21 protein-coding genes and 1 tRNA gene are annotated in these 23234 nt (G+C 57.0%); 10 read left to right on the top strand and 12 right to left on the bottom strand.

Going from position 1 to position 23234, the window contains the following annotated elements:
* Positions 1 to 107 precede the first annotated feature (107 nt).
* Positions 108 to 1043, bottom strand: a complete 936-nt coding sequence (locus ACN0WX_RS03235; protein WP_417620834.1) for a hydroxymethylglutaryl-CoA lyase — start codon at positions 1041 to 1043, stop codon at positions 108 to 110.
* 49 nt (positions 1044 to 1092) lie between these two features.
* Between ACN0WX_RS03235 and ACN0WX_RS03240 the strand changes: the two genes are divergently transcribed.
* Positions 1093 to 2274, top strand: coding sequence for a CaiB/BaiF CoA transferase family protein (locus tag ACN0WX_RS03240; RefSeq protein ID WP_417620835.1), 1182 nt, complete (start codon positions 1093 to 1095; stop codon positions 2272 to 2274).
* A gap of 105 nt (positions 2275 to 2379) precedes the next feature.
* On the opposite strand, the gene ACN0WX_RS03245 is transcribed toward ACN0WX_RS03240, so the two are convergent.
* Positions 2380 to 3489: a glycosyltransferase family 4 protein gene (locus tag ACN0WX_RS03245; RefSeq protein WP_417620836.1), complete on the bottom strand. Its 1110-nt coding sequence runs from the start codon at positions 3487 to 3489 to the stop codon at positions 2380 to 2382.
* A 214-nt stretch (positions 3490 to 3703) separates the two neighbouring features.
* Here ACN0WX_RS03245 and ACN0WX_RS03250 point away from each other — a divergent pair, with 214 nt between their 5' ends.
* Positions 3704 to 4699, top strand: a complete 996-nt coding sequence (locus ACN0WX_RS03250) for a DUF1702 family protein (RefSeq protein ID WP_417620837.1) — start codon at positions 3704 to 3706, stop codon at positions 4697 to 4699.
* A 34-nt stretch (positions 4700 to 4733) separates the two neighbouring features.
* Here ACN0WX_RS03250 and ACN0WX_RS03255 read toward each other — a convergent pair whose 3' ends face one another.
* From ACN0WX_RS03255 to ACN0WX_RS03290, 8 genes are all read right to left on the bottom strand, one after another.
* Positions 4734 to 5735 carry an ABC transporter substrate-binding protein gene (locus ACN0WX_RS03255; protein ID WP_417620838.1) on the bottom strand — a complete coding sequence of 334 codons (1002 nt, stop codon included), beginning with the start codon at positions 5733 to 5735 and terminating at the stop codon, positions 4734 to 4736.
* A gap of 25 nt (positions 5736 to 5760) precedes the next feature.
* Positions 5761 to 8502 carry a TonB-dependent receptor plug domain-containing protein gene (locus ACN0WX_RS03260; protein ID WP_417620839.1) on the bottom strand — a complete coding sequence of 914 codons (2742 nt, stop codon included), beginning with the start codon at positions 8500 to 8502 and terminating at the stop codon, positions 5761 to 5763.
* 303 nt (positions 8503 to 8805) lie between these two features.
* The gene (locus ACN0WX_RS03265) at positions 8806 to 9888 is read right to left on the bottom strand and encodes a cytochrome-c peroxidase (protein ID WP_417620840.1); all 1083 of its coding nucleotides are present in this window, start codon (positions 9886 to 9888) and stop codon (positions 8806 to 8808) included.
* A gap of 10 nt (positions 9889 to 9898) precedes the next feature.
* On the bottom strand, positions 9899 to 12418 hold the full coding sequence (locus ACN0WX_RS03270) for an energy transducer TonB (protein ID WP_417620841.1): 2520 nt from the start codon (positions 12416 to 12418) through the stop codon (positions 9899 to 9901).
* 92 nt (positions 12419 to 12510) lie between these two features.
* Positions 12511 to 12906: a hypothetical protein gene (locus ACN0WX_RS03275; RefSeq protein ID WP_417620842.1), complete on the bottom strand. Its 396-nt coding sequence runs from the start codon at positions 12904 to 12906 to the stop codon at positions 12511 to 12513.
* 48 nt (positions 12907 to 12954) lie between these two features.
* On the bottom strand, positions 12955 to 13563 hold the full coding sequence (locus tag ACN0WX_RS03280) for an energy transducer TonB (protein ID WP_417620843.1): 609 nt from the start codon (positions 13561 to 13563) through the stop codon (positions 12955 to 12957).
* Between the two features lie 495 nt (positions 13564 to 14058).
* Positions 14059 to 14146, bottom strand: a tRNA-Leu gene (locus tag ACN0WX_RS03285).
* Between the two features lie 161 nt (positions 14147 to 14307).
* Complete coding sequence (locus ACN0WX_RS03290; protein ID WP_417620844.1) at positions 14308 to 15063, bottom strand: zinc-ribbon domain-containing protein; 756 nt, start codon at positions 15061 to 15063, stop codon at positions 14308 to 14310.
* A gap of 198 nt (positions 15064 to 15261) precedes the next feature.
* On the opposite strand from ACN0WX_RS03290, the gene ftsE reads away from it, so the two are divergent.
* The 8 genes from ftsE to ACN0WX_RS03330 all read left to right on the top strand — a co-directional run bounded on the left by ftsE (position 15262) and on the right by ACN0WX_RS03330 (position 21189).
* Positions 15262 to 15975: a cell division ATP-binding protein FtsE gene (ftsE, locus tag ACN0WX_RS03295; protein WP_417620845.1), complete on the top strand. Its 714-nt coding sequence runs from the start codon at positions 15262 to 15264 to the stop codon at positions 15973 to 15975.
* Positions 15976 to 15987: 12 nt separating this feature from the next.
* Entirely contained in the window at positions 15988 to 16884 is an 897-nt protein-coding gene (locus ACN0WX_RS03300; protein ID WP_417620846.1) for a cell division protein FtsX, read from the top strand.
* A gap of 9 nt (positions 16885 to 16893) precedes the next feature.
* Positions 16894 to 17427, top strand: coding sequence for a YdcF family protein (locus ACN0WX_RS03305; protein WP_417620847.1), 534 nt, complete (start codon positions 16894 to 16896; stop codon positions 17425 to 17427).
* Position 17428: 1 nt separating this feature from the next.
* Positions 17429 to 18118: a lysophospholipid acyltransferase family protein gene (locus tag ACN0WX_RS03310; RefSeq protein ID WP_417620848.1), complete on the top strand. Its 690-nt coding sequence runs from the start codon at positions 17429 to 17431 to the stop codon at positions 18116 to 18118.
* 386 nt (positions 18119 to 18504) lie between these two features.
* Complete coding sequence (locus tag ACN0WX_RS03315; protein WP_417620849.1) at positions 18505 to 18954, top strand: ferritin-like domain-containing protein; 450 nt, start codon at positions 18505 to 18507, stop codon at positions 18952 to 18954.
* Between the two features lie 56 nt (positions 18955 to 19010).
* Entirely contained in the window at positions 19011 to 19994 is a 984-nt protein-coding gene (locus ACN0WX_RS03320) for a hypothetical protein (RefSeq protein WP_417620850.1), read from the top strand.
* 135 nt (positions 19995 to 20129) lie between these two features.
* The gene (locus ACN0WX_RS03325; protein ID WP_417620851.1) at positions 20130 to 20735 is read left to right on the top strand and encodes a hypothetical protein; all 606 of its coding nucleotides are present in this window, start codon (positions 20130 to 20132) and stop codon (positions 20733 to 20735) included.
* A gap of 31 nt (positions 20736 to 20766) precedes the next feature.
* Positions 20767 to 21189, top strand: coding sequence for a cupin domain-containing protein (locus ACN0WX_RS03330; RefSeq protein WP_417620852.1), 423 nt, complete (start codon positions 20767 to 20769; stop codon positions 21187 to 21189).
* Positions 21190 to 21213: 24 nt separating this feature from the next.
* On the opposite strand, the gene ACN0WX_RS03335 is transcribed toward ACN0WX_RS03330, so the two are convergent.
* Positions 21214 to 22122 carry a prephenate/arogenate dehydrogenase family protein gene (locus ACN0WX_RS03335; protein WP_417620853.1) on the bottom strand — a complete coding sequence of 303 codons (909 nt, stop codon included), beginning with the start codon at positions 22120 to 22122 and terminating at the stop codon, positions 21214 to 21216.
* Positions 22122 to 23222, bottom strand: coding sequence for a histidinol-phosphate transaminase (gene hisC, locus ACN0WX_RS03340; protein WP_417620854.1), 1101 nt, complete (start codon positions 23220 to 23222; stop codon positions 22122 to 22124). Before hisC ends, ACN0WX_RS03335 begins: the two co-directional genes overlap by 1 nt.
* Positions 23223 to 23234: the final 12 nt, after the last annotated feature.

The raw sequence follows: 23234 nt of genomic DNA on the forward strand, positions 1-23234 counted from the left end.
TTGATGTCCTTGATCAAACAGAGAGCGGGTTATCGCTGTTAATGGGATTCGGCGTTACCGCCCAATTGATGCCCTATAGTCCAATCTCTCTTTTGGGCAGCCGTCAGTCAGGCCTCGGCCCTTGCAACCAGAGACGGCAGCGGGCGATCGAGCACGCCTGCGAACCACTGGTTGGTGGAAATGGCCTTGCGAAGATCAAGATCATGTTCGATGCCCGACCGGTCGAGCAGATTCACCAGATCTTCTGTTGCAATATTGCCCGTGGCATTGGGGGCGAACGGGCAGCCGCCCAGTCCGCCAAGACTGGAATCAAGCGTTTGGACACCCGCCTGCACCGCAGCCCAGGCGTTTGCGATACCCGTGTTGCGGGTATCATGAAAATGCGCGCGCATGGTGATATGGTCGGGTAATATTTCCCTGAGCCGCCCGAACAGGTCGGTAACCTGCGCCGGTACGCCGACACCGATGGTATCGGCGAGCGTAATTTCGAGCGGGTTTTCCGCAGCCAGTTCCTCAACGATGTGGAATATCGTTTCAGGTTTGGCTGCGCCTTCAAAGGGACAGCCGAAGGCCGCTGAAATGGTGACCTGTGCTTTCAGGCCCTCGGCTCTGGCAAAGCGGATCATTTCGCGATTTTCCCGGATACCCTGCTTTATCGTCTGACCCTGGTTTTTCTGACCGAATGTGTCGCTGGCAACGATCACACAGCCGGCCTCGTCAATTCCGCGCCTGTTCCCTTCCCGCGTGGCCAGTCCGCGCAGCACGCCGCGTTTGTTCAGGCACAGGCCGATATAGGATATGTCGTCACGGTCGGGCAGGCCGGCAATCACGGCTTCGGCGTCCGCCATTTGCGGCACGCGGGCCGGATGGACAAAACTTGCCACTTCCATGCGCTTTACCCCGGCATCAACCATGCGCGTTATCAGGCCGAGTTTGTTCGCGGTCGAAACAATCTCGGCTTCATTCTGCAGCCCGTCGCGTGCGCCGACTTCGAGAATATTGACAAAAGGCGCGGTAGCTTGCGCGCTAAAATTTGTATCCAATTATGATGTTCCTTTGTGTAGAAGAAAGTACGATGCGGGAGTATTTTCCATGACGCAAGGGGCGTTGACAGGTTTGCGGCTGATCGAAATGGGGCAGTTGATTGCCGGACCGTTTTGCGGTCAGCTCATGGGTGACCATGGTGCCGAAGTGATCAAGATAGAGCCGCCCAATGTCGGTGATGCGATGCGCAGCTGGGGGCAAAGCACCCCGCTCTGGTTCTCGGTTGTCGGTCGCAATAAAATGTCGATCACGCTCAACCTGCGCGAAAAGGAAGGCCAGCAAATTGTCAGAAAGCTGGTCGCGAAGTCGGACTTCCTCCTGGAGAATTTCCGCGCCGGGACGCTTGAAAAATGGGAGCTGGATTACGAGAGGCTCAGCGCAATCAACAAGGGCCTGATCATGATCCGTGTGTCCGGCTATGGCCAGACTGGTCCCTATGCTCACAGGGCCGGCTATGGCGGCATCGGCGAGGCGATGGGCGGGATGCGCTATATCATGGGTGAGCCCGACCGGCCACCCAGTCGGGCCGGGCTTTCGATCGGCGATTCTCTGGCTGCCACCTACGCCTGTCTCGGCGCGTTGCTGGCGCTGGAGCACCGTCACAAGACGGGCGAGGGGCAAGTCGTTGATTCCGCGATTTATGAAGCGGTGCTGGCGAATATGGAATCGACGGTCGCGGAATATACGGTTGCCGGGCATATCCGTGAACGCACCGGTTCAATCCTGCCCAAGATTGCCCCGTCCAACGTCTATCCGACCAGCGACGGCAGCATATTGATCGGCGGCAATCAGGACAGTGTCTGGAAGCGGATGGCGGCGATGATGGGCCAGCCGGAACTGGCCGATGATCCGCGCTATGCCACTCATGTCGCTCGGGGCGAGAACCAGACCGAACTGGACGAGCGGATCACGCAATGGACCAGCACAATTTCTAGCCAGGCCTTGCTTGACCTGTGCGAGGAGTATGGTGTGCCGGCAGGCAATATCTATCGCGCGCCGGACATGCTGGCCGATCCTCATTTCAAGGCGCGCGAAGCGCTGGTGGAAGTCGATCATCCGCAGCACGAGAATTTCATCATGCAGAATGTCGCACCCAAATTGTCAAAAACGCCGGGCCATATTGACAGCGTCGGCCCGGAACTCGGATCCCATAATGAAGCCATTTATGGTGAATTGCTGGGCATGGATCGCGCGACAATGGCGGATCTGCGAGAACGCGGGATCATCTGAACCGAATGTCCGCCCAAATCTCGTGGGAATGCTGAAAATATCAACGGCGCGACGGATATGGCTGGTCATGACCGCGCGGACTATCATCTGACCGGTCCGCAAAGCTTATATGCGCGAGGGCTCGCTCCTTGACGACTGGTGATTCACATCATCGGCGAGCAGTTTCTTGTAGACGGTTATCGTCCGGTCGGCAATTTCTTCCCATTGCGGAAACCGGTCTGTGTTGACACGAAATACGGCTGGATTGGCGTGGGCCCGGTGGAGCGCGCTGACCATGCTTGGGATATTTTCAGGATTAAAATAATGTTTGGCATTGAGGCGCATATCCCGGTTTTCGGGGAGATCGCTTAACAGGACCGGACAACTAAAGCTTATCGCTTCGAGCAGGGTGTTGGAATGACCTTCGCGGATCGACGGATTTACGAAAAAACGCGCATCGCGATATAGCGGCGCCAATTCCGATCGAGGCAAACTGCCAAGCGCGACTATTCGATCCTCGCGCAAGGCAGCTATTTTTTTGCGACCCGTTGTCTTGTTGCATTTGCCGACGATGACCAGCTGCATCTGGGGATAGCTTTTGGAAAAAATGCGGAAGGCAGCCATCAGATTATGAATATTTTTCCGTTGAGACATCTGGCCGACAAAAAGAATATAGTCCCCCCTCACCAGGGTGCCGGATTTGGCCGGGAAGTTTTCTGTCCGGTCGAGCGCGTTGCCGATGACATGAATCTTGTGCACGATGCCGGACGCGCGCAATGTTTTGGCCAGGGCGGGGGTGACGGCGATAACTCTGTCGGCCCAGCGCAACTGATATCGGGAATATTGCATCGCCCATTTTCCCGGCGCGTTCCAGGCGCGCGCCTGACAGTCGGCACCATAGCGCAAGATGATCTTGCAACCGATCAGCTTGTAAGCCCACAGCAATTTTGCCGAATCCAGTCCCGCAAAATGGACAATATCCGGCCGCATCCGCATCGCTTTGAACAGCGTCGCGATCGGATATAACAGCCTGTCAATTCCAGGGACACCGAGCGACGGCGCGCACCACAGGCAAACGTCTCGAAATTGGCGGGCTTTGACAAATGGCTTCATGCCGGCGACGCACACTTTCCAGCCACGGCTTGCGACGAGAGGAAAGAGGCGCTCGACATGTTTCTCCACGCCGCCCTCGACATCCGGGATGCCACGTGCGCCGACGACCAATATGGATTTCATTGTTCGTCCTTCCGGCTGATGCAAAATGCCAGTCCATATCGCTGCAAGCTGGTTAATAAATTCACGCATGATCCGGTTAGTTGTCCGGTAAAGATAAATAGCCCGCTCAGAGCATGGCAATTCACCGCTTGAATTTAGAAAGCATTTTCTGCTGCAATCGGCGGATTGGGCTTGGAGAAAGCGATCAAGTCAGACAATATATGGACTGACGTACATGAGCGGGACGAACCGGATCAACATGCCTGAAGCCAATGCCGACCAACTGAAACCGCCGCCGGCGTTCGTCCGCAAGCTGCTGGCTCTGGATCCCAAGCGTGTGGAATTTCGTGTTCGGGGATTTAAGCTGGCTGAACAAAGCCATGAAGAAAGGCTGGAAGCGATCGGCAAGGCGTTTTTGCGCGGATATAATCTCATGCTATCGGCCCGCTCGTTTGAGGACATCCGGCAAGCATTGGAGCAGGAAACACCATTGCTTCGCGGCTTCTTTGTCGAAGGCGGCGCGATGGGCAGCGCCCTTGTCGATTCCCTCCCTTTTCGCAAAGCCATGTTGCCGCGCTATATTGAACAATATGTAGCGCAATATCCGATCTTGATTCATGCCGGAGTCGGCTTGACCATGTCGAAACTATCCTGGCGAGAGAAAGGAATATTGGCCGAACTCGATCCCTTTTATCGCTGGCTGGCTTATGATGGCCTCGGCTATCACAATATGTATTTTGAACCGGATAAAACCTTGACCGGACCCAAGCGTAAACTGGCGGGCTATGCGTCGCGGGCCTATGATCAGGGTGCGGGACGCGGTATCTGGTTTGTCAGCGGTGCCAATGTCAGCACGGCGGCGGCGACCATCGCCACCATGGCGCAAGAGCGCCGCCCGGACTTGTGGGCCGGCATCGGACTGGCCTTGTGCTATGCCGGGCCAGGCGGGCCGACGGAATTCATGCGGGCGAAGCAACTGGCCGGTGACTATGCCGCCGATATGGCAATGGGTGTCGCGATGGCCTGCACGGCAAGAGTGAAGGATCAATCGCTGTTACCGGAAACCCGCGCGGCGATAGCAGAACTCTGGGGCGACACGCCGGAAGCGCTGGCAGAATGGGTCGAAACGGAGCGGCATTCCATAGAATCTTCCGCTCTTGTCGACGGTACGGGCTATGCCCGATGGCGAGAAAAAATGGCCCGGGGCTTTGATCTGAAACAGCCGGTCTGAGCGCCTGAGCTTCTCTTCAGAAGGCCTTTGGCGGCTAACGCTCCAGCTCAAGCGCCATCGCTTCTTCATAGACCGAATGATCAATAAGCCCGGCCAGTTCTTCGCGCGATCGGGGAGTCCGCTCAGCCCGCTGTGCAAGCCACTGTTCCTCGACAACCATGGCATCAAGCAAGTCTCCGGGAATCGCTGCCGGGAACCGGAGATGGGGCCATGCCCCTGCCACCTGCTCCGGCGAGAAGCCGGATCGCTCAGCGATCAGGGCCTGCGCGCGGGAGGGATCGTCCTTCAGTGCGGTGCTTGCATCAATAACGGCCCGAACGAAGCGCACGATCGCCCGGCGCTTTGCAGGATCGGCCAGACGCTCGCTCGTCGAGTTGAGGTTGAACCGTTCTCGGTAAACATCGGGGTCGGAAAAGGTGATGAGGTCCGCGCCGATCGCCCGCGCCGCATCGGCACCATAGGGATCCCAGATGGCGATCGCATCAACCTGTCGCGCGACAAGGGCATCCGCCATATCGGCTATCGATACACGCTGGATGGTAAGCTCGTCCGCACCTATGCCATTGTGCGCGAGCATTCGGTGCACGAAAAAATCCGCCGATGTATTGGGCAAGGTACCGATGCGCTTGCCCTTGAGATCGGAGATTGACGCTATGCCAGCCGAACGGCGCGCGACGATGCGATATTCCCCTTCGGTTGCGGTGAGGATGATACGGATTTCGGGATGGTCCACCGAATAGCGGAGCGCCTGGGTTTCGGCATGCGTGGCTACATCGGCGGGGCCGGGATCGAAAACACCGGCGATGTTGGGGGCGCCAATCAGGTTGGGGATGGCGCCCCTGCCCACTTCCAAGGCCGCGGGCATGAAATCTCGAGCAGCCAACAGCACCGGAGCGGATTCGACCGCACCGGTGTTGGCGCGGATCTCGATCGGTGCCACTGCCTGACTGGCCACTGGGGGCCGGACGGAACAGCCTGTCAGTGCGGCAAGAGCGAACAGGATAGCCGCTGGCATCACAATCTGTCGCAGTGTCATGTCGATCGCCCTTCCCGCGTGATCATCAAAACCGGAAGCGTATGCCGGCCTTGAAATAGCGTCCGATTGTATCATGAAACGGAGAGCCATTATAGGATGGTGACGTGATCGGCAGTGGCGCCAGCGGCGGATCGACGTTGAAGAGGTTGTTAATCTTCCCGTAAAATTCGAAATTACCGGCTACTCTTATGCTGGCGTCCACGTCAAAGTAGGTACGTGAAGGAATCGAGTTGTCATCAATGTCAATGCCTTCGACGTAGGAGTTTTGGTAAGTCCCGCTGTCGACATAGCGAGCAAGCACACCCAATGTGAATGTATCGTTGGTGAAGCGTGTCGACACGCTTGCCCGCCATTTTGGTACACCGCCCGAACGCCCGACCTGACCGGCAAAATCGCTGTCCACGCCGTTGACCGTGGTAGTGAGATTATCGATATAGTTAGCCAGACCGCGCACCGACAATGTGCCGGAGCCGACAGGTGTCGAATATTCCGCAGCAATGTCGAACCCTTCTGATGTCAGCCGGCCAGCGTTGATCAGATTGGCCGATACGCGCGTGATCAACCCGGTCCCGTCCTGGGTGATGGCGTTGCACAGATTCGTTTGACCCAGCTTGTAGCACCCGTCGACAATCTCTTGGCCACTGAGCGAGACGATCGCCTGGTCGATGTCGAATGCATAATAGTCGAAGGACAGTCGCAGTCGCGACACCCAGTCGGGCGTATAGACGAAGCCCGCCGTCCACGCCGTCGACTTTTCGGGCGCGAGATCCGGGTTCCCGCCAACAAGTTCGGTGACCGTGGGATTGGAATTGTCCCGCGGGTCGATCAGATTGCGGATCGTCTGGTTCTGTCCGGAGAATAGTTCGTTGACGCTGGGCGCACGAATATCGCGAGAATAGGTGCCGCGAAACCGCAAATCCTGGAATGGCGCATAGTTGAGACCCGCCTTCCAGGTAACGACCGTCCCGCTGGTCGAATAATCGGTCACCCGGACCGCACCATTCAGATCAAGCAGATATCCCAGCGGCTGGTTGTCGAGCAAGGGTACGACGATCTCACCATAGGCCTCCTTGACGTTTACCGATCCGCTCAGTGGCTTCGGATTCACAGTGATGAATCCGCTGTTCTGCGAAAGCGCGTCGGACGTCGCGTCGATACTGTCCTTGCGATGCTCGGCACCAATGGCGAAGCTCACCGGGCCCGCCCAGGTATCGAATAACGAGCCGGAAAGATTGGCTGCGTAGAGATCCTGATGCTGGTCGGAATAGAGTTTCGCCTCGCCCAGATAATAATCCAGTGCTGCTTGCGAAATGGAGTTTGGCCCGAACACGTTGATCGGCACGCAGTTGGCGATATCGGGATCGGTGCTGTTGGGGTCCAGAGCTGTAGCCCGACATGTGGCCTGACCGTTTACCAGGACAGAATCGACGCCCAGGTTGAAGCGGTTGAGGATGCGGTTGTTGCCGTCCGTTCGGTCATAGCTGTTGCGGAAGAGTTGTACGCCGACATCCCATTCGAAGTCTGAACCGAAACTGCCGCTGGCACCGAACCCATAGCGTCGCACCTTGCTGTCCACGCGGTTGAAGAACGCGCCCTCTTCTGCTGCGATCCGCCCCATTCGGAAGGAAGTAAGTCCGTTGCCGTCCATGATGTCGGCGATCGGTTGCGGCAGAAAGGCGTTATCACGACGGATCGTCAGATTGCCGCGGTTGGTTGCGGTGGTGCCGTCCGAAAAAATGTCAATCTTGGACACCAGTGCGTCGGCGTAAAGACTCACATCCTCCGTCAGGTCGAACGTGGCTCGACCGAACCCCGTGATCCGTTCGATGACAGGGAAAATATTGGCTTGAGGAGCCAGAGTTCCGCCGTCTCCGCCCACCATATAGGTGGTGCCCACCAGCGTGCCGTAGTTGAATGGCAATACTGTACCGCCCGGACCGAACTGCAGTCCCTGCAAGGCAGGAACGCTGTTGAGTGCGGTAACACCGCCAACCGTTAATTGAGAAAAACGGGCATTGGCCGAAACAATACGGGCGGGGTCACCATTGGGATTGCTGACGAGCGCGTAATTGTCACGTCCCCACGGACGCGAGGACTGATTCAATTGCCCCTTGTTGTCATAATAATCGACGGCCGCCACAACATGCAGCCGATCGTCCATGAACCCCTGGCCACCAGCGACCGAAAGAGCCGTAACGGCGACATCGCCGTAAGTCGAAATCCCCTTCTGGAAATCGCCCCGAATGCCCGTCAATCGATCATCCAACGTGATATTGACCACACCGGCGACGGCATCTGAACCATAGGCCGCCGATGCGCCACCGGTCACGATTTCTACCCGCTTGATCAGCACGGCGGGGATGACGTTGGTGTCGAAGGCGCCGGTTGGATCGGTAGCCGCAACCCGGCGGCCATCCAGCAGCAGCAATGTTCGCTCTGGCCCAAGCGCCCGAAGGTCCAGATTACTGGCCCCGACTGGCTGGCTCGATTGTCCGGTGTTCTGGTTGTTGCGGAGAGCCGGAATGTCGCTCATCAGTTCGGAAACGCTGCGCACTGCTTTTTCCTGCAGTTCCGTTTCGCTGACTGTGGTTACCGGGGTGGGCGCGTCGAAAGATGATATCCTGGTGCCCGTCACAACAATCTCATTGGGCGGGGCAGTTTCATCCGCCCCCTCATCGACCGGAGCTGTCTGTGCCAATGCCTGCGAAGAAAAGGCGATGGCCACGATAGAAGCCGCACACACGAATTCAGATTTCGCGAATTTCATAATACTCCCCTAAAATTTTTGCCCCGTTTATCGGAGATCTTTGAATGGCAATGTTAATTCTAAGGAGATTGATCGGTCCAAGACTTTTGCCGTTGCAGACCTATACCTTGAAGGCATTGATCAGGCTTCGCCTTTACTTTTCTGTAATAGGCACCGCTTGATGATCGGCTGTGCACCATTCAGAAGTGGCGCCAAGGGGCGCATCGCAGCTGTACGGACAGCGTCATGCATCGTGGTAATCAATAAGGTGATCACGCCGATAGAAAGGATCGAGCAGATTCGTCTCCAGCAGGCGCGAGCAAGCTAAAGTATTTCCAGGAAAGCTACGATTGCGGCGCGCTCCTGGCGGGTGAGTTGGCGAGGCCTGAGTAACGGATCGGGCTGAGGCGGCGGGGCGTCGGTAGTCCTGCTTTGGGCGATCCGGTCTCGCCCTCCGCCGCCGGCATAAAGATTGACCAAACCGCGTAAATTGGGGATCAGGCCGTTGTGCATATAGGGGCCGGTGCGCTGGACAGCGCGGAGGGACGGCGTCCGGAAACGGCCGACATCAACCGGATTGCCGGTGACCGCATAACGGCCAACGTCCTCGTATTTCCGAGCATAGAATGACATGCCGATATTGTGGTATTTCTGGTCCGAGAGCAGCGGGCCATTGTGGCAGTTCGCACAGCCAGCCTTGGTGCGGAACAGATGCAGGCCCCGAAGCTCCTGATCGCTGAGCACCTGCGTGCCATCAGTAAAGACGCGGTCCCATTTCCTGGTTGGCAGGCGTATCGAGCGCTGGAATATGGCAAGCGCGCTGGCGACATCGTCCATGGCAATTGTCTTGACGGCATATGCGCTGGCAAAGTCCGCACGATATTCTACATCACCATTCAGGCGTGCCTCGATTGTCGCTGCCTCAGCCGCCATTTCTACGGGATTGGCAATGGGCAGGTGGGCCTGATCCTCCAGTGACGCACTGCGCCCGTCCCAGAACAGCTCCTCCATATAGGCGGCGGTGAACAGGGATTGGGCATTTCGTGTCCCGGTCTGACGGTCATGCCCGAAAGCGACCGGCAGCCCGTCTCCCCAGCCGAGCCGCCGATTGTGACAGCTCTCGCAGGCAATTTGTCCCGATGCGGACAGACGAGGATCCTTGAACAGCCTTTCACCGAGCGCGATACGTTCCGCGGCAATGCCTTCTGCTCTCTTCGGCCGGACGAGGGGACCAAACTCGGTAAATTCGGCTCCCTCCTCCAGCTGTGGTGCGGGCCAGTTTTCCGGCGCTCCGGAATAGGCGGCACGCAGCCATCCGATGTCCGAACCGTCCGCGTCATTGCTCACTGCCGCAACCAGAAGCAGGACAGATGCCGCGATGAGCAACAGGCGTGGGACGGCGTTCATCGGCATACGCTCAATATTTGAACTTCAGTCCAACCCAGAACTGGCGACCATATTGCCAGGGATATGTCGTGCTGACGTGCTCCTTGGACGGGATGCGGTTCAATATGTTGCTGACTCGCATATCGCCCGTCAGCGTGCCATATCTGGTCCGCACAAAATCCAGTTCGCCGTTGAGGTTGAAGTCGAAATTGTCACGATAACGCACATCCGTGAAGACATCATAACGCGTCCCATCAACGGTTTCGTTCACCAGACTATCTTCAATCTGGTCAAAGCCGTTGCGATAACGGAAATTGAGATTGGTCCGCAGCCGACCGTCAAACCACCGGGCATTCCAGGTGGCGTTGACAATGAGCGGAGCGGCATAATCCAGCCGCCGGTTCATATCATAAATTTCCGCCTCGGACACAATCTCATCATGATAGAGAACCAGCGTGTCTTGCGCCTCCGTATCATCTGTGGTCTCAATATAATTTACGTTGCTCGTTTCCGTCTCGCTGTAGTTGACGTTGAGCGCCACGGCGTGATTTTCACCAATCTCTCTGACCCATTCCAGCGACACACCCTTATAGCTGCTGCGGCCTTCATTGGTGATCTCATAATAATTATAGGTGTAGTTACCGATCGAAGTGTCCCCTGTTACGCGCTCTCGCGCAGACCGCGCGAACTCGTCCTTGCCCCAGCGCATGATCCCTTTCAGGCGAACCGTGCCGCCAAATATTTTGCCGGTCAGGGCCGCGGTCAGTTCATCACTATAGGGCGTGCTCAGCTCTGCCGAATTATAGTTGGAGACGATATATTCGCGATAGGTCGACAGGTCGTTGTCGCTAAAGAGCAGATCGTCACCGACAATGGTGGGATTATGGGCATAGATGAAATAGTTGGGCTGTGCTTCCCGGATCGCATAGGCCAGCATGGACTTGCCAAAATAACGGTTAGCACCAGCGGATATCTGCCAATCCCCATCGCCCGGAAGATTCCAGTTCACCGCCAGGCGCGGGCTGAAGTCGTGGTTTCCCAGAAAGCTCTCATAATCATAGCGAATACCGGCCCGGATATCGAAGTCACCCAGTGCAGCATCATATTCGGCCCAGGCAGAAGCAGAATCGAGAGCCACGTCGACATCGAATGTCGGACGGTAGTAGATCCAGTTGGAGGCATATTCGCCCTCTACACAGGCCATCGGATCTGCCACGTCGCAAATGATCGATCCGGTTATGCCGTAATCGTCAACCGCATCTTGCTGCGTGAATGGGCGTGAGAAAGTGTAACGATCATCCGGCTGATCCTTATGCGCATCCACATGCTCAAACTCCAGCCCGCCTCGCAATGTGCCTGGCCCGAGGTCGGTTGAGGCCTTGAAGGATGCCACGAAGCTGTCCTGCGACTGGTTCAGGTCACCGTTGCCGCCAATTGAGCAGGAGGAGCTGCTGCACAGATCACTGGGAATAACATAGCTGATTGCACCGGATTCGCGGCCGCTATCGGCATGGACATAGTTAAGCCCGGCTTCCCAGCTGACAGCGCCCGTCCTGGCCAGCTCCAGCGCAGCCGTGTAGCCGCCTCCCTTTGTCAGGACATCCAGTCCGTATGCGTTGTAGCGCGAGGTATCCACGCGATAGGGTGAATAGGTGCCCTTTGCTTTTAACGTCATGTCATCGGGCAGATCGACATGCGCGCTGATGAGGAAATTGTTGCTTTCACTATTTTCGTCATAGCTGCCGCTGCCATAGCTGCTGCTGCGGAAGTTGGTGACATGAGCCACCTGGCGGCTGGCGGCGAACAGCAGGGCCGCATCATCTGAAACCGGTACATCCAGCGTGGCGCCGAAACGCCATTTGCTGAAGTCGGGTACATCGGGGAGTTCGTCTCCACTAGCATCGAAGGCGGCCCGCGTCCCGTCAGACACGTTGAACTTTGTTGTCGCGTCAGAAGTGTAGTTCACATAGCCGGTAACACCCAATTCGCGCATTGGCGCGCGGGTTTCGATATTCAGCACACCACCCGTGAAGCTGCCATATTCCGCAGATACGTTAGAATCGCGCAGCGTCACTTCACCGATAAGATTGGAATCAAGCCAGATATTCTGCGCAGCATTCCCGGCCGTTTCGTCGGAATCATACTGGTTGGAGTTGGAAACATCCAGCCGGCTACCCACATCGACACCATCCATTGTGATCAGGTTGTTGTAAATCCGCCCCCCCGAAATGGAAATATCGGCTGGACGCAGATCCAGAATATCATCGGGCGATGCCAGTCCTTCATCCCGCGTAAACTGCACAGTGGGCAGAATCTTGAGCAACTGGTTTATATCGCCGGATCCTGGTGTGCGCGCTTCAATTTCCTGTCGTTCCATTGTGGAAGTGCCGCTGTCGACGCCGGTACCGACGTCATATGCGCCTTCGACTGGATCGCCCTCCGCGACAGATTCAGGCAGCGATTCTACGGCTGAGACATCTTGTGCGTGCACGACGGAAGAATTCGCCAGCACTGCGGTGATGGCAAATAGCGAACTTGCGGAATAGTTCATTTATGACCCCTGTTGTTGGACAATTTGATGAACGAGTGCCTACTCAGGCCGCAAATATAATGCAAGTGATTCGCAATAGCATTTGTGTTGGATCAATTGGTTTCAGCAAGTGCCATCAGATCGTGGAACCGGCTGTGAATGGTCGAGAGGCCGGCAACCACATTCTCATCCATCGCGGACGAACAATAGGCTCCCAGCGCCACCGATGCATCGAGCAAGGCGCGGGACGCGGGCTTCCAGTCTGCTTCCGCGACGATGTGCGGCGCTGCTTCCGCGACAATATCCTGGGATAATAATATATATTGTCCGATATTTGCGCAGGCTGCGCGGTTGCGTGACGGCCCTGCTTCACGGTGCCAATCAATCTTGAGCAGGTCATGGAAGGCGCTCAACGGCTCGCCTAGCCCCGGATGTTCGTCAGCCCTGGCCGGTGTAGAAAGAGAAACCGCACTCACAATTGCAGCCGCGGCCAGAATATATGATTTCATTATACTATCTCCGATCAAATGGTTCGTAAATTTTGCCGTTTAAGCCGGTCATTCGCTTTGCCGATACGTGAGCGGAATAATGAAACTGCGCGCGCGTCTGTTGGGCGGCCTTGGAAATGGATCGGCTGCAGCGAGGTGCCGCATTGCAACCCGGTCGAGCAGTGCATTGCCGGATGAAGCCGCGATACGCTCTGCACGAAGGCGACCCCGCCGGTTGATCGTGAATGACATTGTGACGGTACCGGCAATGGAATCCCGGGCCAGTACCCGCTCATATTTTTGAGCAGCCCTGATTCGCGCAAAAACAAGGCTGCCATAGCTATCGTGCACCGCCTTTTCGTTTTGAGCGGGGTCGCCGGCCGCTAGTGCGGCATTTGGCCGTGCGCTGAATGAAAGCGCGGAGATAGCCACCTTCGTGCTTGCCGAATTTATTTGCGAATAGGAGCTGGCTACCGGTTTCGACTCCGCTTGCCATTCTGTTGGCACGGCGTTGCTTTCCGCAAAAATTCTGCTGTCGATGGCGGGAGCGGTCGGCGCGGCTGCTGCAACAGACTTCTGGTGACTGGAAGGGTAGCGATCATCAATGCGCGGCTTCGGGGGGCTATCATAGGCCTTTTGCCGATGCGCGTTCTCCGAATGGTTCGACAGGTTGATCACCGTTAAGGCTTTTCCTCCATCGTTCCCATGCGGTTGTGCCGGCCAGGACAGCATCAATGCGAACGCAATGCTTGCCGGGATTGCCACCGCAAGGAAGCCCGCTCCTGCTCGTTCCGTCAGACTCAAGGAATATCGACTCAGATACATGATCGACCGAAGGTACGCACAATAAATCCTGTTCCGGTTGACAAGACCGCAACAGCTGAAAGTCGATTCGTCAGCCAGATCATCCCCGGCAACTAGCCGAGGACGAATATCCTGTCCAGATTATTGCGAATGAATATCAGTAGCACTTGATCCCGAGGCGCAGGATTTGGATCCACAATCACTAACATTTTGCGGGGATCGTGAAAGCTCTATTGGTAGGCGGAGAACGGGACCCAGGTGGCAATAGTGCCAGTCAGAATATCGCAAGCGGGGCAACAGAGATGAACTGGTACATGCAGTGGCAAAAGTTTCCGGTGAACGGGATCTGTGTCCGTCCTTGACCGGAAATGGTGCGGTCGAGAAGACTCGAACTTCCACGGGATATTATCCCACAGCGACCTCAACGCTGCGCGTCTACCAATTCCGCCACGACCGCACTGTCACTAGCTTGGGACAGCAGTGTGTCCGGGTAGGCGCGTGCCCTTAGCAAAGGGGTCTCGGGGCCGCAATAGATATTCGTTGCCGCGTGGCTATCGCGTGAATCGCGATCGGAGGCCATCGCCAGATATCGCAGCAGCTGCTGCGCGGATTGCGGGGCTAATCCGGAGTTGTGTCGGCCCACCCGACTTCCAGCTGGCTCGCCGCGCGCGGTACATCGAGCTTCGCCTCATTAAATTTGACTTTCTCTCCCGGCGTGAGCGATTGCGCCGGGGCTTTCATTTTCCAGCTGTAAACAACCCTGCCGCCGGCGTCGCGCAGGATAACCAGCATCGGTGGTACTGGCTGATCGTTGGTTGTCGGGTTGATGATTGTACCGCTGGCGGCAAAATATTCGGTGCCATCCGGCAGCGTCCGCCGGTCCTGTTTTTCACTCAATTCGATAAGCAGCGGCGTCTGTTCTGCCGGGGCAAATTCATAGCTGGACAGCCAGTGCGGTGCGCCGAATATGTAAAGCGCGGCGCCTGACGCGACAACCAGGGTCGCAAAGGCAATTGCGGCGATGGTCCACAGTTTCGCCGGATTGCGCCGCGGCTTGAAGGGCGGCTCATGCACGAAACTGCTTTCCTTGGCGTCATGGCCGGGCGAGGCCGACATCGGCGGCAGCGGTGCCATCCGGCGGATCGACGAAGCGGGCGCTGCGGGTGCCCAGTCCCGGCCGGATTCGCTTTTGGTTTCAGCGGCAGGCGAGACCTGTTCCGCGCCTTCGGCCGCGGCCAGCTCCATTTCCGGGATGACGCCTTCTTGGAACCAGCTATGGCGACAGGATGCACAACGCACCGAACGGCCAGTGGGCCCAATGGCACTGTCGGGTACGAGATAACGGGTTTTACAGGCCGGGCAATTCAAAATCATGACATCTCTCTAAACACGCCATGACAGTAAACTGCAAGTGGCTGCATGATCGATTTGAGACCGAAACGGCTATTTTCGCGTTTTCCGGCAATTTAGACGCTCCGCTGCGCTCAGCGGAGTTGATTTGGGGGGACTTCCCGGCCTATTGATCCCGGAACCGGGCAATATTTCGCCACGATATTGGAATGTAGAGCATAAATGGACGAAATTGTTCGATTTGAAAATGTCGGCTTGCGCTATGGCTCAGGGGCAGAGACGCTCGCCGACCTTAATTTCACTCTCTTTCCTGGCAGTTTCTATTTTCTCACCGGCGCATCGGGTGCGGGAAAGACATCGCTGCTGAAATTGCTCTATCTCGCGCAGCGCCCCAGCCGTGGCGTCATCCGGCTTTTCGGGGAAGATGCGGTAACGATGGCGCGTGAGCGCCTGCCCGGTTTCCGGCGCCGGATCGGTGTCGTTTTTCAGGATTTTCGCCTCGTCTCGCATTTGTCCGCCTATGACAATATTGCCTTGCCGCTGCGGGTGGCGGGGGTCCGGGAGAGAGATCTCGAAACACCCGTCACAGAGATGCTGGAATGGGTCGGACTGGGTGACCGGGCATCGGCCCGCCCCGCGACGCTTTCGGGCGGCGAACAGCAACGCGTTGCAATTGCCCGTGCGGTAATTGGCAGGCCGGAAATACTCGTCGCCGACGAACCGACCGGCAATGTCGATCCCGAGATGGCGGTCCGGTTGCTGCAACTGTTCGAGGCGCTCAATACGCTTGGTACGACGATCGTCGTGGCGACCCATGACATTCATCTGCTCAGCAAAATATCCGGCGCCCAGATGATGCGGCTGGAAAAAGGCATGCTCGCCGATCCGACCGGTTCGCTGCGCCATCCGCCGCTACCCATAGATCAGCGACAATAGGTCGCGAGGGCCATGTTCAAATTTTTTGTCATTCCCGGCCACGACCGGCGCCTGATACCCGAGGGCCGGCTTTCCGGACCGATGCCCTGGGTAATTGCGATCATGATCTTTCTCACCGTGCTGGCGGCAGCGGCCGGGCTCGCCATGACTCACGCGATGAGCGACGTGTCGGATGAACTGTCCAGCCGGGCGACGGTGCAGATCATCGAGGCCAATCCTGAAATCCGGGCTCGCCAGGCTGCTGCTGCTGCCGCACGATTGCGCCGCTTGCCGTTAATTGAGGAGGTCCGCCTATTGCCGCCCGAGGAGATTGAGGCGCTCATCGAGCCCTGGCTTGGCGCGCAGAATCTGTCGGAGGATATTCCGCTTCCCGCGCTGATCGATCTGAAACTCGCCCGCGCTGCTACCGAATCCGAATATCAATCAATGCGCAGCACGCTGCAAACCATTGCGCCGGCCGCGCGGGTCGAGCCGAGCAGCGGCTATATCGCACCGGTCATTTCGCTGGTGCGCAGCTTTCAATGGATTGCCTTTGGTCTGGTTGCCCTGCTGGCCCTGGCGACCGCCTCTGCGGTTATCATTTCGGCGCGTTCGGCGCTCAACACCCACGCTGAAACCATAGCGGTCGTCCATCTGCTCGGCGGCACGGACCAGCAAATCAGCCGTTTGCTCCAGCGGCGCATTGCCTTGGATGCGTTGCTCGGCGGTCTGATCGGACTGGTCGGGGGTGTTGTGATTATCTGGCTGATCAGCACACAACTCACCGCTCTGGGGTCGGGTCTGGTACAATCGGTCGGCCTCAACTGGTGGAGCTGGTTGATAATTGCTGCCATTCCGATATTGGGAATGTTCCTTGCCATGATGACTGCCAAATTCACGGTTATCGGCACCTTGAAAAAGATATTATAGCCACGCTGAATGATTTTGCGCCTGTTCTCTTTCCTGCTCCTGTTGTGGATCATCGGTTTTGCCTGGTTCGCTATCGATTTGCCGCGTCCGGCAGATGATGATGCTCATACCGGTTCGGTCGTCGTGTTGACCGGCGGAGCGGGTCGCATTGGTCGCGCGCTCGACATGCTCGAAGCGAAAGCGGCGGGCAGATTGTTGATCTCTGGAGTTGACCGGGATGTGAAGCCGGCGGAACTTGCCGCCGAATATGACCGTCCGGACGCCTTGTTCGATTGCTGTATCGATCTCGGGTTTCAGGCGGTGGATACACGCTCCAACGCCCTTGAAATTGCGCGCTGGGCGGCGCGTCGGGGTGACAAGTCGGTGCGTCTGGTGACCTCCGACTGGCACATGCGCCGTGCCCGGCTGGAGCTGGAACGAGCAATGCCGCCGGAAGTCCGAATCCTGTCCGACGCGGTGCAGACACGTCCGTCGCTGGGGACTTTGTTCACGGAGTATAATAAATATCTGATGCGCCGGTTGGCCGCTTTGGCGGGTGTCTGAGATGCTGGCTGTTATCCGGTCCCTGATCTTCATGCTGGTCTTTTATCTCGGCTCTGTGCCGATCATCATTGCGACGTTCATCGGCGCATTTTTCTGGCCCAAGACAATCTATCACATGGCCCAATATTGGAGCCGCTATCATTATCTGTGCGCGCGGCTCATTCTGGGTATCCGCGTCGAGGTCAAAGGTGAAATCCGCAACGAGCCTTTGCTTTATGTCTTCAAGCATGAAAGCATGTTTGAAACAATTGATCTGCTGAGGCTGTTCGACAGGCCTGTGGTCATTGCCAAACAGGAGCTTCTGGTCATTCCTCTATGGGGATGGATTGCGACAAAACATGGCTTGCTGGGCATTGACCGTGATGGCGGCGGGGCAGCGATGCGGCAGATTATCAAGCAGGCGAAAAAAGCCGTCGCGGAAGGGCGCCCGATCGTCATCTTTGCCGAAGGCAGTCGCGCCCATCATGGAGAGCGCCCCGAACTGCAAACCGGTTTTGCCGGTATTTACAAGCTGATGGGTATACCGCTGGTGCCAGTGGCCCTCAACAGCGGGATTGTCTCCCCCCGTGATACCTTTGTTCAGCAAAGCGGCGTTATTACCTACGAGGTGCAACCGGAGATTGAACCGGGCCTCGATCGCGATGATATTCGTGACCGGGTTCATGCCGCGATTAATGTGCTGAACGACTAGGCGTCACAGGTGGCGGAAATCTCCGCGACCTTCTGCCAGGGATAGCGGCCGGATTGATCTTCCGCCCACTGGTTCGGTTTGCCGGAATAATTGCATCGCACAGCCTGGAGCAAAACTACGGGAGATTACTTGGTTATTCTCGACCAGTGGCGGGTTATGTGAGTTCCGGATGATTTCGAACAGACGGGGATTATAATAGATGTCACACTATACTGGCTCTGCCGACACGAAAATCCGGCTGGCCCTGACCTCTTCGACAAGGGCTGATCGCAGGGACACCGGCATATTCCGGACCATCAATGCGCAGCAAATGCGTGGGTAACATGCGCCAACGCCGCCAACAAGGAAACAGAGGCGAGAACGAGGGTTGCAGGGCTCATGCAACCGTGCGATCCGACCATGCAGGGCCTGTTGCATCCGTTCCGGAAAGCGTCGTAGCGGCGATGGATGCTGCATTGGCAGATGAGCGCAACGCGGTCTTGAATTACCAGACGGTCCTCGACCGCTTTGGTCCGGTGCGGCCATTCGTCAATATTGCCGAAGCGGAGAAACGGCATATCAACGCGTTGCTCGCCCTCTATACAGCCTATAATATTCCGGTGCCGAAAAACGACACCATGGTCGATCCAATATTTGAAACTGCCGATCTGCAAACCCTGTGCGAACTGGGTGTGAAGGGCGAAATAGACAATGTACGGCTATATGATGAAGACCTGCTTCCAGCGGTTGCTGGCCATTCCAACATTATGACCGTGATGACGCGACTGAGAGATGCATCGGCGCAGCGACACAAACCAGCATTTGAACGCTGTTTGGCGCGCTTTGCCCAAGGCTGAAAAATTACAATGGAGGCGTGTTTTGCCTCCTTCACATGAAATCTGGAGAATCTGTCATGGCTGAGCAAAACATCCCCACCATCCGCGAAGCGGTTGGCGTCTTTCAATCTGAAGATACGCTGCAGGCTGCCGTTGACGATTTGCTGTGCCACGGATTTGACCAGTCCGAACTCAGTCTGCTCGCTCCGCTATCGGCGATCGAAAAGGAACTGGGCCATAGTTTCACTTCGGTGAAGGATCTGGAAGATGATGCGGCCGTCCCGACCACCGCCTATGTCTCGACGGAAACCATTGGTGATGCCGAAGGCAGTGTTTTCGGCGGGCTTATTTATGTTGGTGCGCTGTCCACATTGATGGCCGTGGTTGCGTCGGGCGGTGCAATTGGTGCTGCGATAATAGCGGCGGCTACTGGCGGCATTGGCGGCGGGGCGATTGGCGCTCTTCTGGCCAAGACGATCGGCCAGCATCATGCGGACTATATAGAAGATCAGCTGGAGCGCGGCGGCTTGCTTCTATGGGTTCGCACTTGGAATGCCGCAGACGAACAGCGCGCGGTCGAAATTCTGGCTGATCATTCCGGGTCCGATGTCCACGTGCATGATCTTCCCGTGACTCATGATGTTCTGGACAGGCGCTACAATGGCGAGAATTTTGACGGCGAACTGCTGAGTTATCGCGATGTGCCCTATTCTCATATCGCGGATAACGAATATTATGTCGCGGGAGAGCTTCTGCCCAGTGAACGTGACGTAAAAGCAAGGATTGACCGGGATATTTATGTGCAAATATTGCGATCCGAAGCGAGAGCACAAGGATGGGATGTCGAGACGCTGCTGGGCAATCCCGCTGGTCAATTTCAGACGCCGGCAAAGCTGCTGGCGACGAACCTGCCGGACAGCATCAAGGCGGATATTCTCAAGCGCTGGGCCTATGGAGAAAAGCAACTGGAAATTGCGTCTGATGATGGCATGGCCCCGAACAACAAGGGGGATCGTCTTCAGGAAATCAATCTGGCGCTCGAACGACTGCAAGCGGGCTGACAGTGGTTTCCGGACCGGATTAGTGGAAAATACGTACTTACACCGGCCGATTCATATTGTTTAGTCGGCGCATCGCTGCTGATGGACAGATGCCATGTTCCAACGATTCGTAGACATTATTTTGGAGTCCATATCATGAAAAAGACAATATCCACCCTTGGTCCTGTACTGGCCGTCATTCTAGCGGTTCAAGGCTGTAGCCCGAAAACAGAAACCGGAGACACGGCAGAATGCGGCACATCCGAAAATGAAGCGATGGATGACGCCAGACAAACTATGGATGATGCGAAACATGCTGCCGCCAGAGCCGCGCTGGAAGCGCAAAACGCCGCAAAAATGTCCGTGATAGCAGCCAAGCTGGCAGTCTGTTCTGAAGCGCAGAAGGATAAAGAGGCTGCAGCCCAAATGGCGGCGAAGGCGGAGGCCGCCGCCAAACAGGCACAAGTCAGGATCATCGAAGCCAATGCTGAAGTCGATATGGCAGCGAATGAAAATGCGCAGAAAGCGCAGAATTTGGTGAAAGCCGCGGTTGCCGCGACGGGTGAAGCCGTCCGCGAAACCAACGCGTCGCTCAGGGCAGGGCTGGAATCCGATACCATTTCAGCAAAAAATGCAGCGGAATCGGCGCAAAAAGCTGTCATCAAGGCTGCTGCTGCCGCTGCCGACGCTAGCAAGGCGGCCCAGATTGCGGCAAAGGAAACATGGGAAAAAGAAATGGCTGAAAGCGGCGAAGACGAATAGAAGGCGAATAAGCGCCTGACCAAGCAGGCTGATGGATAAATTGAAAGGAGCCGACCAAATGCAGGGGTTTGTCGACAATATCGAAGCTTTGACGGAGCAGAATGATGATTTTCGCCGGGTGCTTTACACGGGTCATAATTTACAGCTTGTGCTGATGACGCTTCAACCGGGTGACGAGATCGGCGAGGAAGTGCACGATGACCGGGATCAGTTTTTCCGTATTGAAGAGGGAAGCGGCGAAATCTGGATCGACGGCAAGGCCAATAACGTGAAATCCGATGACGGCATCATCGTGCCGCAGGGTGCCAGCCATAATGTCGTCAACACCGGCAAGGAACCGCTTCGGCTATACACCATCTATGGTCCGCCGGAACATATTGACGGTACGGTTCATGCGACAGCCGCCGATGCCCAGAAGGAACATGAACATTTTGACGGCAAGACAACCGAATAGCAGTCGAATTTGACTGCAACCTGGCTATTCGTGTGTCCGTCCGAAATCGGCGGCGGCGTCGTCCTGGCCTTCTTCAATAATCCGGCGGCGAATGGCGCGGGTCTTGCTGAACAGATCGAACAGTTCGTCGCCCTTGTCCCAGCGGATAGCGCGTTGCAGCGCGGTGAGATCCTCTGAGAATCGCTGGAGCATTTCCAGCACGGCTTCCTTGTTGGACAGGAAGACATCGCGCCACATCGTCGGGTCGGACGCCGCGATACGCGTGAAATCGCGGAAGCCGCCAGCGGAATATTTAATCACTTCGCCGCGGGTGACATCTTCCAGATCGGATGCCGTGCCGACAATCGTATAGGCAATCAGATGCGGCAAATGGCTGGTTACCGCGAGAACCAGGTCATGGTGCTTGGCATCCATGATCTCGACATTGGCGCCCAGCTTTTCCCAAAAGGCCTTGACCCGTTCGATATCGCCTTCCGCAGCGTCTTCGGGTGGTGTCAGGATGCACCAGCGCTCGTGGAACAAAGTCGCAAATCCGGCGTCGGGGCCGCTATTTTCTGTTCCGGCGACGGGATGGGCGGGGATGACCCGGGCACCGGGAAGAGCCGTCGTCAAGGCGGCCAGCACATTTTCTTTCGACGATCCGACATCGCTGATGATTGCATCGTCCGGCAGATCTGGTGCGATTTCAGTGGCAACATCGGCGATTACGCCGACCGGGACGCAGAGGATCACAAGATCGGAATCGATTACTGCAGCGCCGGCGCTGTCGCTGACATCGTCGCAAAAGCCGAGCTCAACGACCCGTGCCCGCACCGCCGGATCACTGTCGTAGCCGGTGATCCGCGCGCTGGGCATGGTGGCCCGCACTGCATGGGCGATCGAGGAACCGATCAGTCCCATTCCGATGATCGTGATATGGGAAAAAGGCAGCATCAGTTCGCGGCTTCCAGTATCTCGCGCAAGGCCCGGGCCAGTCCGCGTGTTTCTTCCTCGGTGCCGATGGTCATGCGCAGGCCGTTGACCAGCCCCTGTCCCGGAAGCCAGCGCACGGCATAGCCCTTGTCCATCAGCGCCGCATTGACCTGTTCTGCGGTAATTTTGCCCTCGAACAGCACCAGCAGGAAGTTGGTCTGGCTCGGGATGACCCTGAGGCCGTAATTGCCCAGCGCACCGATCTCGTCGCTCAGCCACTGCCGCCATTGGGCGTTATGTTCACGGCTGGTGGCGACAAAATCATCGGCGGCCAGCGCAGCGAGCGCGGCTTCCTGACCCGCTGTCGTCACATTGAACGGCAGTCTGATCCGGTTCATCGCATCGATGATCTCCGCCGAGGCATAGCCCCAGCCAATGCGTTCGGCGGCGAGCCCGTGGATTTTGGAAAAGGTCCGGGTGACCAGAACATTGGCCCTGGTTTCGGCCAGTTCCAGTGCGCCGTCGTCGGCGCCGGTCTCGAGATATTCGGCATAGGCACCGTCGAGCACCAGCAGCACATGGCCCGGCAGTGCGGCCTGCAGGCGGGCGATTTCTGCCCGGCTGGAGAATGTGCCGGTCGGGTTGTTGGGATTGGCGATGAAGATCACCCGGGTCCTGTCATTGACCTTGGCGAGGATCGCATCGACATCGGTGCCATAATCCCTGTCGTCGGCAATCACCGGGGTACCGCCATAGCGCCGCGCGGCGATGTCGTAGACGGCAAAACCGTAGCGCACATAAATAATCTCGTCGCCCGGCCCGCTGAACGCATTGGCAGCAAGGTGGAGGACGTCGTCGGAGCCGGTGCCGCAGATGATCCGCGCCGGATCAAGATGATATTTGGCGGCAATCGCCTCGCGCAATCTGGTCGAGCCCGGATCGGGATAGCGATCGACCAGGGCGGAAGCCGCGGTCAGGGCCTCGGTCGCAGCGGGACTGCAACCCAGCGGGTTCTCATTGGCCGACAGCTTGACCAGCTTGCGCCCGTCATCGCCGCTCGATTTTCCGGGGACATAAGGGGCGATGCCCATGATCCAGTCTTTTGGTTTTGGTGCGCTCATTGCCTTGACCCG

It is taken from the genome of Parasphingorhabdus sp. (assembly GCF_048269915.1).
GTDB lineage: Bacteria > Pseudomonadota > Alphaproteobacteria > Sphingomonadales > Sphingomonadaceae > Parasphingorhabdus.

Excerpts from the sequence above, each read along its gene's own strand:
- ACN0WX_RS03260 (WP_417620839.1), bottom strand. The coding sequence starts at position 8,502 with ATGAAATTCGCGAAATCTGAATTCGTGTGTGCGGCTTCTATCGTGGCC.
- ACN0WX_RS03330 (WP_417620852.1), top strand. The coding sequence starts at position 20,767 with ATGGATAAATTGAAAGGAGCCGACCAAATGCAGGGGTTTGTCGACAAT.
- ACN0WX_RS03305 (WP_417620847.1), top strand. The coding sequence starts at position 16,894 with ATGATTTTGCGCCTGTTCTCTTTCCTGCTCCTGTTGTGGATCATCGGT.
- ACN0WX_RS03275 (WP_417620842.1), bottom strand. The coding sequence starts at position 12,906 with ATGAAATCATATATTCTGGCCGCGGCTGCAATTGTGAGTGCGGTTTCT.
- ACN0WX_RS03325 (WP_417620851.1), top strand. The coding sequence starts at position 20,130 with ATGAAAAAGACAATATCCACCCTTGGTCCTGTACTGGCCGTCATTCTA.
- ACN0WX_RS03240 (WP_417620835.1), top strand. The coding sequence starts at position 1,093 with ATGACGCAAGGGGCGTTGACAGGTTTGCGGCTGATCGAAATGGGGCAG.
- ACN0WX_RS03270 (WP_417620841.1), bottom strand. The coding sequence starts at position 12,418 with ATGAACTATTCCGCAAGTTCGCTATTTGCCATCACCGCAGTGCTGGCG.
- ACN0WX_RS03310 (WP_417620848.1), top strand. The coding sequence starts at position 17,429 with ATGCTGGCTGTTATCCGGTCCCTGATCTTCATGCTGGTCTTTTATCTC.
- ftsE (WP_417620845.1), top strand. The coding sequence starts at position 15,262 with ATGGACGAAATTGTTCGATTTGAAAATGTCGGCTTGCGCTATGGCTCA.
- ACN0WX_RS03250 (WP_417620837.1), top strand. The coding sequence starts at position 3,704 with ATGAGCGGGACGAACCGGATCAACATGCCTGAAGCCAATGCCGACCAA.
- ACN0WX_RS03335 (WP_417620853.1), bottom strand. The coding sequence starts at position 22,122 with ATGCTGCCTTTTTCCCATATCACGATCATCGGAATGGGACTGATCGGT.
- ACN0WX_RS03265 (WP_417620840.1), bottom strand. The coding sequence starts at position 9,888 with ATGAACGCCGTCCCACGCCTGTTGCTCATCGCGGCATCTGTCCTGCTT.
- ACN0WX_RS03245 (WP_417620836.1), bottom strand. The coding sequence starts at position 3,489 with ATGAAATCCATATTGGTCGTCGGCGCACGTGGCATCCCGGATGTCGAG.
- ACN0WX_RS03290 (WP_417620844.1), bottom strand. The coding sequence starts at position 15,063 with ATGATTTTGAATTGCCCGGCCTGTAAAACCCGTTATCTCGTACCCGAC.
- ACN0WX_RS03300 (WP_417620846.1), top strand. The coding sequence starts at position 15,988 with ATGTTCAAATTTTTTGTCATTCCCGGCCACGACCGGCGCCTGATACCC.
- ACN0WX_RS03255 (WP_417620838.1), bottom strand. The coding sequence starts at position 5,735 with ATGACACTGCGACAGATTGTGATGCCAGCGGCTATCCTGTTCGCTCTT.
- hisC (WP_417620854.1), bottom strand. The coding sequence starts at position 23,222 with ATGAGCGCACCAAAACCAAAAGACTGGATCATGGGCATCGCCCCTTAT.
- ACN0WX_RS03320 (WP_417620850.1), top strand. The coding sequence starts at position 19,011 with ATGGCTGAGCAAAACATCCCCACCATCCGCGAAGCGGTTGGCGTCTTT.